8 protein-coding genes are annotated in these 12,246 nt (G+C 71.7%); all 8 read right to left on the reverse strand.

Features of this window, described 5'->3' with window-relative positions:
* Positions 1-3: 3 nt before the first annotated feature.
* Entirely contained in the window at positions 4-2,451 is a 2,448-nt protein-coding gene (locus KME79_RS46200) for a type IV secretion system protein (protein ID WP_219544018.1), read from the reverse strand.
* Positions 2,448-4,925 carry an ATP-binding protein gene (locus tag KME79_RS08865; protein WP_148029206.1) on the reverse strand — a complete coding sequence of 826 codons (2,478 nt, stop codon included), beginning with the start codon at positions 4,923-4,925 and terminating at the stop codon, positions 2,448-2,450. The genes KME79_RS46200 and KME79_RS08865 overlap by 4 nt, the downstream gene beginning before the upstream one ends.
* A 47-nt stretch (positions 4,926-4,972) precedes the next feature.
* Positions 4,973-8,107: a TcpE family conjugal transfer membrane protein gene (locus KME79_RS08870; RefSeq protein ID WP_219544019.1), complete on the reverse strand. Its 3,135-nt coding sequence runs from the start codon at positions 8,105-8,107 to the stop codon at positions 4,973-4,975.
* A 54-nt stretch (positions 8,108-8,161) separates the two neighbouring features.
* Positions 8,162-8,407 carry a hypothetical protein gene (locus tag KME79_RS08875; protein WP_231619207.1) on the reverse strand — a complete coding sequence of 82 codons (246 nt, stop codon included), beginning with the start codon at positions 8,405-8,407 and terminating at the stop codon, positions 8,162-8,164.
* 75 nt (positions 8,408-8,482) lie between these two features.
* Positions 8,483-9,238 carry a conjugal transfer protein gene (locus KME79_RS08880; RefSeq protein ID WP_261808299.1) on the reverse strand — a complete coding sequence of 252 codons (756 nt, stop codon included), beginning with the start codon at positions 9,236-9,238 and terminating at the stop codon, positions 8,483-8,485.
* A gap of 682 nt (positions 9,239-9,920) precedes the next feature.
* Positions 9,921-10,199 carry a hypothetical protein gene (locus tag KME79_RS08885; protein WP_148029202.1) on the reverse strand — a complete coding sequence of 93 codons (279 nt, stop codon included), beginning with the start codon at positions 10,197-10,199 and terminating at the stop codon, positions 9,921-9,923.
* 115 nt (positions 10,200-10,314) lie between these two features.
* Positions 10,315-11,046 carry a class I SAM-dependent methyltransferase gene (locus tag KME79_RS08890; RefSeq protein ID WP_219544021.1) on the reverse strand — a complete coding sequence of 244 codons (732 nt, stop codon included), beginning with the start codon at positions 11,044-11,046 and terminating at the stop codon, positions 10,315-10,317.
* Between the two features lie 57 nt (positions 11,047-11,103).
* Positions 11,104-12,180 carry a redox-regulated ATPase YchF gene (gene ychF / locus KME79_RS08895; RefSeq protein WP_187280942.1) on the reverse strand — a complete coding sequence of 359 codons (1,077 nt, stop codon included), beginning with the start codon at positions 12,178-12,180 and terminating at the stop codon, positions 11,104-11,106.
* Positions 12,181-12,246: the final 66 nt, after the last annotated feature.

Genomic DNA, 12,246 nt, shown 5'->3' on the forward strand with positions numbered 1-12,246 from the left:
GGTCTAGTCCTTGTCGGGGTTGGTGGGGTTGAGCCAGAAGGGCACCTCGGGCTCGCTCCTGCGCGAGCCGCTGCCCCACAGCGGCGGCGGCTCGGAGCCGCGCCGGTCGGAGTCGGAGCGGTCGAAGAACCCGCCTCCCGAGCCGCCCCCGAAGACGCGGCCGTCGGGGTTGCGGCCGAAGACGCCGCCGGAGGACCCGTTGTCGCTCCACCGGGAGCGCCCGGACCGCGACCCGCCGGACCGCGACCCGCCGCCGAACAACGACCCACCGGAACCGGAACCGCCACCGGACCCGCCGAACCGCGACCGACCCGACCCGGAACCACCTGATCCGCCCGATCCGCCTGATCCGCCGAACAACGACCCGCCGCCGGACCGCGACCGGCCCGATCCGGAACCCCCGGACCGCGAGCCACCCGACCCGCCAGAGCCACCCGACCCGCCAGAGCCACCCGACCCGCCGAAGCGCGAGCGCGAACCGCTCGACGAGGCCCCGCCGCGCGGCGCCCAGCCACCGCCGGCACCGCCGAACCAACCGCCCCCGCCGGACGCACCAGAGCCGACGGACCCACCGGCGCCACCGCCTCCGGACCCGCCGGAAACCCGGGGGCCGCCCGAGCCGGAGCCGCCCGAGCCCCGGGGACCACCGGCCGCCCGGGCTCCGCCCGCACCGGCGCCCGACCGTACGGGACCGCGCCCGGCAGCGCCGCCCCGCCCGTTCGCCCCGTTCAGGTTGAGCGGCGGCGCGTCGCCCTTGCGCGCCTCGGGCACACCCCTGCCGACGCCCTTGGCGCCCTGCTGCTCCTTGTCCAGCGGCGCGGGCACGCGCACGCCCGAGGCGCCCTCGCCCTCCTCGCCCCTGGCCCGCCCCTGGGCGACCCCGGCGGCGGCCGCGCCGGCCACCCCTCCGGACGCCGCGGCCGTGATGAGCGGCTCGGCCTTGCGCACGCCCCAGCGCCCGATCCGCGCCGACGCCACCGGCGGCAGCACGTTCGCCGAGCGCTCCAAGGTCCGCGAACTGGCCGCCTCGCCGAGCATCCGGGTGGCGAGCGTGTGCCCGTTGATCGAGGCGAACAGGTGCTGGAACGGTCTGCGGTAGAAGAACACCGCGATCGTCAGCAACGCCATGAACAGGATCTGCAGCCCCCACGGCATCGCCGTCGAGATGATCAGCGCGTACCCGTACACGAGCACCCCGAGCACGAGCGCCAGCACGGCCTGCCGGAGCAGCGTGCCGACGAGCATCTCCACCCAGCGCATGGCGATGATCCGCCCGCTGCCCGGATGCACGCCGATGAGCAGGAACACCGGCCCGAGTATCAGCAACAGCAGGAAGCCCACCTTCAGCACCAGCAGCGACACCGCCACCAGGAAGATGAGCACCCCGGCCACCATGGCGGCGATCAGCGCCCCGATGGCCACGCCGAGCCGGCTCGTCCAGTCACGGCCGGAGAAGATGAAGTAGCGCGAGTCGTTTCTCAGCTTGTCGGCGACCTCGGCGTACTTCGCCTGGTGGGCGCCCACGTCGGGAGCCGGGTTCTCGGCCGTCGCGGCCGGGATGGACTGGGTCTCCAGCATGACCCGGCCGAAGTCGCGCACGATCGGCTGGTTGGGATCGGCGGTGCCGAACATGCCCATCAGCCATGGCTTGCACACCAGCGTGGACCAGAGCGCGTCGGCGTTCTGGTCGACGCCGGGCGTGCCGTTCTGGCCGAAGCCGCCGGCCCGCACCTGGGGGTTGGTCTCGCCGGGCGGCGGGAGGCAGGACGCGCCGCCCGCGCCGGGCAGCCCGGAGAAGGCGGAGTTGACCACTTCGCCGGTCTTGTCCGTGACGACCTTGCCCAGCCCGGTGAAGTCCTGCGGCCGGCTGAGGAACCAGGTCGCGACCGTGACCGCGAGCACCATCCAGATCACGCCTTCGGCGGTGGTGGTGGCCCGCTTGCGGATCAGCCCGTACCAGGCGAGCCAGATCGCGCCGAGGATGACGACCGGCTGGAGATACGGCCAGTACATGGCCTGCGACAGGTTCGTGACGATGTCGTCGACCACGTCCTTGATCGCCTGGAGCGGTCCCTCGGTGGCCGCGGCCTGGTAGGTCGTGATGGTCAGCCGGTCGATGGCCTTGGCCCACAGGAAGATCGTGTTGGCCCAGGAGTTGCCGAGCACAGCGGCGATGTCGGAGCAGCCCAGCTCGTGAGTGTGCCAGAACTGCCCGGACATGCCGAACTGGCCGTAGTTGGTGACGGGCTGCGCCGCGCCGCCCTCGGGGACCGGTGGCTGGATCATGCCGTCGACGCCGCTGCCGATCACCTCGGGCGCGAGCTCGCCCGACAGGTCGCAGGGCGCGGCCGCGGCCGGCGACGTGGCGCCGATCACGACGGGCACCACGACGAAGCCGAGCAGCACCGTCACCACGGCGAGCGCCCACCGCCTGGGTAGCCGGATCTTCATGACCGCACCTCCTGCGCCCTGCCGATGCCCCCCTGAAGATCATCATGCCCGTCGCCGTCGGGTTTGTCGTGCGTCGGGTTCGTGTCGAGCCAACGGAGAAGCTCCTCCGAGATGAGGTCCACCCCGATGCGGCCCGCCCTGCCGTCCAGATCGCGGAACACGCACTCCCCGTTGCCCAGCGAGCGGAGCACGGCCTTGTGCTCCTCCAGGGGCTCCACCCCGAGCAGTGACATCACGTGGTCGACCTCCACCCGTTCGGTCGACCGGAAGGCGAACACGGACGACAGGCAGTTCGTCACCTGCTCGTTGAGCAGGTCGCCCGCGTTCTGGCTGACGAGCACCAGTGCGGTGTTGCGGGAGCGGCCCATCCGGCTGACCTCGGGCACCAGCTTCGCGCCCTCGGGCGTGGAGGTGATCGCCCACGCCTCGTCCAGGAAGATGGCCTTGGGCGCGCGCCGGTCGAGCCCGTTCATCAGCCGCCTGGCGAACTGGGACACCAGGTAGAGCAGCGCCACCGAGAGCCGCTGCTCGTAGGAGTAGTCGTCCCTGGTCGTGGCCACGTCCGGCAGGGTCAGCCCGCCGAGCGTGAACACGGTGGTCCAGCCCTCGCTGTCGATCTGGTCGCCGCCTGACGGGTCGAAGCAGAGCCTGGCCAGGTGCATCTCCGACATCGAGCGCAGCACCGCGCCCAGGTTCTTCGACGCGGCGTCCTCGGCCCGCTCCAGGTGGTCGACGACCTTGCCGAGCGACGGGTCCGGCTGGTTGGACACCGCCGCCACCGCCTGGATCATGGCCGACTCGCGCTCCTCCGACATGCGCGGCAGCAGCAGCCGGAGCGTCTCGGTGGCCATCGTCTTCTTGGCCGCGATGTCGTCACCGAACGAGAACGGGTCGAGCAGGCCGGGCGCGGCCGCCCCGAGCGGGATGATCCGCGCCTTGCGGCCCCGCTTGTCGAGCAGCCGCACCAGCGACTCGGCGTCGCCCTTCGGGTCGATCACCGCCACCGTGACGCCGCGCAGCGCCATCTGGTAGATCATCAGCAGCGCGAGCGTGGTCTTGCCGCCGCCCGGCTCGCCGGTGATCGCGATCGCCGTGGGCCGGTTGCGGCTCGCGGCCAGCAGCGGGTCGAAGTGGACGATGCTGCGGGCCCGGCCGACGGTCTCGCCGATGTAGGGGCCCAGCCAGCCCTCGCCGTCGTGTTCGAGCCGGTCGCCGAGATCGACGGTCGCCGTGGCCATGCCGCCCGCGATCGTCCGCAGCGGCTGCCGCTGGGCATAGGCGTTGATCTTGACCCGCTCGCCCGGCAGCGACTCGCAGAACAGCGAGAACTGGTCGCCCGTCGAGTTCACCACGTCGATGCCCATGTCGCGGTAGTGCTCGACGACCGCCTCCACCCGCTGCACGCAGATGTCCTCGGTCGGGGCCGACACGATCAGCCGGTGCCACCCGTACACGAACGGCAGCCGCTCCTTGGTGATGCCGTGCTCCAGCATCCGGGCCGCGTCGATCTGCTCCGCCAGCGCCAGCGGCGCCTCCGCGCCGGCCTCGCGGATGTGGATGTCCATGTCGCGGGCGTGCGCCAGCTTGCGCGCCACGTCGCGGGACGCCTTCACCGGCGGGATCAGCCGCATCCGGGACGAGATCTCCACCGGGAACGGCAGCTGGTCGGCGAAGTGCATCCACGGCTCGCCGTCGGGGAACGGCATCAGGTCGGGGAACCGCGCGAACGACAGGTGGGCCACGTACGAGTCGCCCTGCGGCTGCACGACGCGCAGCAGCGACCGGCCGTTGTGGATCTCCCCCTCGACCAGCGCCTCGATCTCGCCCTTGCCCCAGCGCCGCTTCGGGCTGGCCGATGGCGGCCCGTCGGCGAGCCCGCCCGCCGCCGCGTGCTGGAACAACCACGCCACCTCCGTGGAGGTGGCGTGCCTGGCGTAGAGGGCGCTGGAGGCGAGTGCCCGCCCGAGCCGTTCGGCCTGTTCGGTCCAGCGCGTGATCTCGCCGTCCGGCACGTGGTCGTCATCCAGGCCCAGCACCTTCTCCGTACGCTGGTAGAACCCGAGAAGCTGGGCCAGCGCGCCCGCGCCGAGCTGCTTGCCCCGCGCCCCCAGCCGGACCCCGAGATAGACCTCCTTGGTCCAGAAGTCCTTGGCCCAGACGTGGCGGTACATCTCCTCCAGGTAGTCGCGCCACCCAGGCCCCTCGTCGGAGGTGCCGTTGAGCGCCATCGCCCACTCGGCCGCCGGGTAGGCCCGATGCGCCACCCGCAGGTGCACCTCGGCGTCGGGCATCCTGATCGCGGCCAGCGCGATCGTGATGTTGGTGGCCAGCGCCTCGCGCTCCTCCGGCGTGACGAACTCGTAGCTGACCGTCGGAAGGCGGAAGTACGCCCACGCGCACGTGTCCGTGAGCAGGATGCGGTCGTCGAAGAAGCGGACGGCCAGGCGCTGCTGCGCACGGGACGCCCTGCTCATGCCGCCCCCTCAGCGCATGAACGGGCCAGACCTGCTCGGATGTTCACTTAACGCTCACCGATTCTCGTGCCCGGGGGGTCACTCGCCAACTCCTCTTCGCTAGGTCGGATCCTCTGTGCCGCGAAGCCTGCGACCACGACCCCCGCGAGCGCCAGGTACGCCCTCCTGCCGGCCGTGCGCAACCGCCCGGGATCCACGACCTCCACCCCGTCGGGGGCCAGGTCGTCCTCCCAGGGCACCCTGACGATGGCCCGGCACCTGCCGCTGGCCACCGCCTCCGCCTGCTCGACGTCCGGCATCGAACGCCTGCTCACCCCGTTGACCACCATGACCGCGCGCCGCCTCAGGTCGGCGCAGCCATGGCCGTCGAGCCACTCGTACGTCATCCCGACCGCCTCGGGCGCCTCCTCGCTGGCGGGCACCACGAGCACGAGCTGGTCCGCGTACGGGAGCACCCGGGCGGCCAGCGCGGCGGCCGGGTCGATCACGGTCAGCTTGTAGTGCCGGTCGAGCAGGGCCAGCGCGTCGCCCAGCCGGTCGTCCGAGAAGAGACTGCGGTCGGCCAGCCGCTGCTCGGCCTCCGCGTCGCCGTCGGCGCCCACCACCTCCAGGCCCGAGGAGGTGCGGGTGGTGTAGCCGCGCATCCTCAGGTAGCCGCCGACCTGGGGCAGCCCGGCCAGCAGCGACGTCAGCGTCTCGGGCGTCTCCGGCTCGATCCTGCTGCTCAGCGTGCTCGCGCCGCTGCTGGCGTCGACGGCCACCACGCGGTCGTCGCGGTAGTGGGCCAGCGTGTGACCCAGCATCAGCGCCGTGGTGCTCTGACCCGCGCCGCCCGTGCAGCCGAGCACCACGATCCGGCGGCTGCCGCTGAACACGCTCCTGGCCCGCGCCTCGTCGATCTCGGACCCGTCGCCGCGCACCCCGTTCCCGCCGACCACGACCCGCGCGACCCGCCGCCACCCGCCGGAGTCCCGCCCCACGACGGACTCGACCCGCCGCACCTTGGCCTCCCCCGCCCGAGGCCCCGGCACGATCACCCCATCAGCACCCTCGACATCCCGCCTACCCCCATCACCCCGTACGTCCCGCACCCCACCGTCGCGCGGCTCCCGCCCACCTTCAGCCCGACCCCCGCGCTCCACATCCCGCAAGTCACCGTCACGCTTCCCGGAAGGCGCGTCCCGCAAATCTTCGGCCCCCGTCCCGGCGGGTGCATCCCGTCGGTCGCCAGCCCGCGTCCCGGGAAGCGCGTCCCGCAAGTCCTCGGCACCCCTCCCCAGGCGTGCATCCCGCCGATCGCCAGCCCGCGTCCCGGGAGCTGCTTCCTGTCCGCTCCCAGCGCGCGTCCCGCGCCGCGCGTCGTGCGAGTCGTCGGCGTGCGTCTCTTGCCCGCGAGCGGTGTCCGTGTCCTGCCCTGCTTCGGACCGCGTCTCCGGGTCCGGTACGGGATGCTCGCCGGCGGCCTGAGCCTCTGGGCGATCGGCAGGCTCGGGGTCGGTGGAAACCGCCCGAAGCCCGCGGTGCCGCACCGACGTGTCCACCACGAGGCTTATCTCGCCCGCACCCTCCTGGCTTACGGACAAGTCCTGCTCTTCGACGACCCCGGTCTCTTCGCGCGCACGCTCGGACCGCGCCGTCGCGCTGTCCTCCTCGTGCTCGGCAGGCCCGGGAGCGCTCTCCGCACCCTCGCCCTCCCCGATCTCGTGGGAGCCCTCAGCATCCGTCCTGCCATGCTCCCCGGAAGGTGCCTCCGCACCGGGCGTACCAGCTCGCTCGGGCAGGCCCTCCGCACCCGGAACACCACCGCGCCCGACTGACGAGGCCTCCCCGGACGGGGACTCCGCACCCGGCGCGCCATCCCGCAGGTCCGACGAGGCAACCTCCTCGGGCGGGAACTCCCGTACGACCGGCTGGGAGACTCGCCCACCCGGCGTACCGGCGCCTTCCCCGGAGGGGGCGCTGTCTTCATGAGGGGACGGCCGGTCGGAGGAGGTGTCGGCTGTCTTCGGGGGCTCGTCTCGTCTGGTGGGGAACGCCTGGTCGGAGCCGCGCAGAGGCCGGGACAACGTGACCGGCCGGGAGTCGGGGGTCAGCGGCGCCCAGCTCCGCTGTGCTTCGGCGAGCAGGGCGGGGTTGAGCTTCGGCGGCTGCCCCTTGCGATGCTGGCTCCTGGCCGCCTCGTCCTCCCGGCCCTGCTCGGGCGCGGGGCGCGCGGCGCCGGCCGGGGGCCCGTCGGCGCTGGCGGCCAGCTTGCGGAGCCGCCGCAGCGCTTCGGTGTCGATCGGCTTGGCCCCGGTCTCCTGACGCGACCTGCGTCCGCCGGTGTCCGCGCGAGAGTCCTCCTCTTGCGAAGCCGCGGGCGGCACGTCGGAAGGCGGAACCGCCGGTACGGTCCCGCCCTCGGAAACCGGCTGACGCTCCACTTCTCCGGCCTCGCGCTCCGGCGTCTCGGTGTCGCGAACCAGCCGAAGCTCCCGTACCGGCATGCGGGAAGCGGCAGGTTCACCCGAGTGGGCCCGCTCACGTACGGGAGCGGAATCGTCGGCGGGCGGAGCCGCGGGCTCCTGGGACGGGAGGGCGGGCGGAGCGCCGGGCCGGGTCCGGGAGCCCCAGGCCGTGCGGGCGGGCTCCACCGCGGTGGCGGGGAGCCGGGCCGACTCCGCGACCGTGACCGTGAGCTGGGCTGCCGCCACGGGGGCCTGGGCCGCGGCGGCAGCGGCGGCGGCCACCGCCGGCCGGACCTGCCGTGGACCCGTCGCCGGCGCGCGCTTGCGCGCGGGCTTGCGGGACTTGCGAGCGGCCTTGACCCGTACGGGGTAGGCACGCCAGACGCGGGCCGAGAAGGTGACGGTGTCGGGCTCCGACAGGGAGGCCAGGCGGTACCACGCCTTCGGCTCCCCCAGGTAGCGCAGCTGGGACTCCAGCAGCTCGGTGAGCCGCTTGCCCTCGATGACCGGCCGGGTGGACAGCCATGTCACGATGCCCGGCGGCACCAGGAAGAGCACGTGCCAGGGCATCGCCACCGGCACGCCGATGACCCAGAGCAGGAGCGACCACGGGACGAAGACGCCGACGAACACGCCGATCCAGACGATCGGGAGCGGCATGGGCAGCCGTAGGTCGTACAGCTTGTAGAGCCGCTTCTCGATACGCCAGATGTTCGTGTACGTGGGCAGGTCCACGCGGTCCTCCTCTCCACCCGCTCGTTCATGACCACAGGAGAGTGGTCTCAACCCTTACTGGATGCCGAGGGCACCCGCGATCGCCTTGGCCGTCACCTCGATGATGTTGGGTACGTAGAAGATCACTCCGATGGCCACGGCCAGGATGAGGAACTGCACGAACCGCGTGATCTCGCGCGTGAAGAGGAAGAACAGCGCGACCACGGACACGACGACGAGGAAGAGCGGGGCGAAGAACGCGCGCAGGAACTCGGCGAGCCCTTCTGTGTTGACGCCGGTGGGTGCGGGTGTCGGCGTCATCTCGATCAGGTTGAGCAATAGGGTTTTCACGATCACTTCTTGTCCTCCCGGGGGGTGCCGATCAGCAGGACGCTGTTATCCGACGACACGACCGGCGCCACGGATGTCGTCGACGTACCATTTGTCGCCCTGTTTCTCGACTGTGAGGCGGTATGCCTGCTGGAGGCGGCCGTCCGTCACGCCGGGTTCGGCGGTGACGTCGGGGTCGGTGGACGCGGGCGCGCTGCCGGGCACGACCCAGACCACGACCGCCTCGATCTCTCTTGTGGCACCCCCCACAGGCACCACGACGCTTTTGAGCTCGGCGAAGCTGAAGGCGCCGGCGAAGCTCGGCAGGCTCGTGCCGGCGGTGACGTAACGCTGAAGTTCGGCGGTGTTGCCAGAGGCGTAGTTGCGGAAGAAGCCCTCCAGCTGCGGCTTGAGCTCGGCGGTCGCCGCGTCGTCGGTCTCCGGCCCGGCCACCTGGGGCAGCTGGGCGGGGGCGGGCGCGGGCAGGATCGCGGGCCAGCCCGAGACGACGAACCGCCGGCCGTCGTCGCCACCCGAGTAGTAGACCGGCACCGACAGGTGGAGCCTGCGCGGGCCGGACTGGAAGGCCACCGTGACGACGGCGTTGGCGTCGTCGGCGACCTCGATGTCGTACGGCTGGATGGCGACGGCGCCCAGCTTGCCGTTGCCGTCCCAGCCGAGTTGCTGGTCCATGCCCTCGGCGACGAAGGCGGCCAGCTTGCTGGACCTGCTCACGGCGTCTTCCGGGCTGAAATTCAGGTAGACGCCGGCGAACTGGGCGGCGAACGCCATGGCCTGGTCGTCGGGAAAACCGCTGCCCACTTGCGCAGACTCATTCGGAGCGGCGGCGTTTTGCCCGGTAAACCGCTCGAATGGGGCACGGATCCCATTTACCACGATTACTACGATAAGCGCCCACAGGACTATGCGGCCCGTCCAGACGAGCCACCGCCCGCCGCCACCCGACCAACCGCCGCGCCGCGGCCTGCGCGGCGGCGGCGCGTCGTATCCGGTGTCGGGGTGTGCTGAAAGCTCGGGCCCGCCAGTGGTCCGAGGACCGTGCTGGACGGTTGACCTACGAGCCATCACGCCTCCGCTCGCGCCAATCGCCCCGGCTGGCGCGGTGTCGTCCGTTGCCGATCCCCATCATCCGCGGTGAAGCAGTCACCTTATCCGGTCTCCGCCATTGTTCCAGGAAAGCCACGCCCATGCTGCAAGCATCGCCGTCCAGGGGCAAACCGAGTCCGCATAGGACGCACCCGGCGCGCCGATTTGTGTGTGTTCCCTGCCGAAAGGGCATTCGACCAGGCCAGAGACCTAAGAACGCATAACCCGACCGCCACGAATACCTGTCCTCATGGCGGAGCAATGGCTTTGACCTGCGATTTCCTCGGACTCCGATACCCGCTCGGTCTGCCATCGGGGCACGGCCGGCGGAGATCCGGCTGTTCGGCGACGCGGGACGCCGGGGCTCCCGCCCCCGGACTGCCCGGCCGCGGGGGTGTCAGGCCGGTTCGCCGGGGCGGTGGTCGCGGAGCCCTGCCGGGTGGACGGCGCGCTCCAGCGAGCCGCGCAGCTCCGCCAGCACGCTCGTGGCGGCGTCGCGGCCGCGCAGCCGGGCCACCACCTCCTCGCGCTCGCCCGCCTTCATGCGGAGGTAGTCGTCGCGGTCGACGCGCAGGCCGTACATCAGCTCGACCCGCAGGAGCGCGAGCTCCTCCTCCAGGCTGATGCCGGTGAGTCTGGGCGCCGGACGCCGGTTCCTGATGATGCGACGGAGCATGGGCCCTCCCGAGTCAGCGTGGCCGCCGTGACCGTTCGACGCGCGGGAGGCCCAAGTGGTTGACGCGGAAGAGATCCCGCAATCAGATGTTTAGCTTCCGGGTAATTGTGACAGATCACACATCAGCGGCACGGGCCACGAACACGAACTCGCGACCCGGCCGATCCGGAGCGTCCCTGACGTCCTCGACGCGGAAGCCGGCCTCCCGCAGCGAGCGCCCGACCTCCTCCCTCTCCCGGAAGCGCAGTGTCGAGTCCGAGGTGAGCACCGCGCCGTCGGCCGCGAACACGTACGTCTGGCGGAAGGTCACCAGCGGACTCGAGACGTCCAGGACGTCGCTCCACGACTCGACCGGGCCCACCTCCGGGATCTCGGTGACGGCGTGCGTGCGGGCCGGGTTCCACTCCTCCCAGGCGCGGCGGGCGGGGTCGCGGGTCTCGAAGGCGAGCACGCCGCCCGGCCGCAGCGCCGCGCGCACGCCGCGCAGGGTGGCGAGCCAGTCGTCGTCGGTGAGGAAGACCTGGGCCACGTTGCCCGTCATGGTGGCGAGGTCGGCCCGGATCGGCGGCAATACGGTGGCGTCGCCGAGGATCCAGCGCACCCGATCGGCGCCCGGCTTGGCGCGGGCGACCGCCAGCGACGCCTCGGCGGGGTCCACGCCGACCACCTCGACGCCGCGCTCCGCGAGCAGGCAGGCGAACACGCCGGTGCCGCAGCCCACGTCGAGCACCCGCCGCGCGCCGAACTCCGTCACCATCGCGGCGTACGCGACGAGATCGCTCCGGTCGGCGTCGATCGCGTCGTAGATCCGGGCGAGCCGAGGCTCGGCGTAGTGCGGATCAGGCATGAAATGACGCTATCGACCCGTACAACCCGTTTTCCGGAGACGGGAGGGCCACCGCGGCTACACGTTGAAGCGGAACTCCACCACGTCGCCGTCCTGCATGACGTAGTCCTTGCCTTCGACGCGGGCCTTGCCGGCCGCGCGGGCGGCCGCGATCGAGCCGACCTCCACGAGGTCGTCGAACGAGACCACCTCGGCCTTGATGAAGCCGCGCTGGAAGTCGGTGTGGATGACCCCGGCCGCCTCCGGCGCGGTGGCGCCCTTGGGGATGGTCCAGGCGCGCGACTCCTTGGGCCCGGCGGTCAGGTAGGTCTGCAGGCCGAGGGTCTCGAAGCCGACCCGGGCGAGCTTGCTCAGCCCGGACTCGTGCTGGCCGACGGACTCCAGCAGCTCCATGGCCTCCTCCTCGTCGAGCTCGGCCAGCTCGGACTCCAGCTTGGCGTCGAGGAACACCGCCTCGGCCGGCGCGACCAGGGCCGACATCTGGGCCTTCAGCGCGTCGTCGACCAGCTCGTCGGAGTCGACGTTGAACACGTAGAGGAACGGCTTGGCCGTCAGCAGGTGGAGCTCGCGCAGGTCGGGGCCGCCGAGCCCGCTCTCGAAGATGGTCTTGCCGGTCTCCAGGACCGCGAGCGCGGCCTGAGCCGCCTCCAGCGCGGGCTTCTTGTCCTTGTTGTGGCGAGACTCCTTCTCCAGACGCGGGATGGCCTTCTCGACCGTCTGCAGGTCGGCCATGATCAACTCGGTGTTGATCGTCTCGATGTCGCGCTTGGGGGAGATGTCGCCGTCGACGTGGGTGACGTCGGGATCGTCGAAGACCCGGATCACCTGGCAGATGGCGTCGGTGTCGCGGATGTTGGCGAGGAACTGGTTGCCCCTCCCCTGCCCCTCCGACGCGCCCTTGACCAGGCCCGCGATGTCGACGAACTCCACCTTGGCGGGCAGGATGCGGGCGGAGCCGAAGATCTCGGCCAGCTTGGGCAGGCGCTCGTCCGGCACGCCCACGATGCCCACGTTGGGCTCGATGGTGGCGAACGGGTAGTTGGCGGCGAGGGCGTTGCCGGTCTTGGTCAGCGCGTTGAACAGCGTGGACTTACCGACGTTGGGCAGGCCGACGATGCCGATGGAGAGGCTCACGCCCAGCGAGTTTACTTGCTCCCCGAAGGCGGCCAGGCGTGTCGGGGGCCGATCCGGGCGGGACGG

It is taken from the genome of Nonomuraea harbinensis (genome assembly GCF_019396385.1).
In the GTDB taxonomy this organism is placed as follows: domain Bacteria; phylum Actinomycetota; class Actinomycetes; order Streptosporangiales; family Streptosporangiaceae; genus Nonomuraea; species Nonomuraea ferruginea.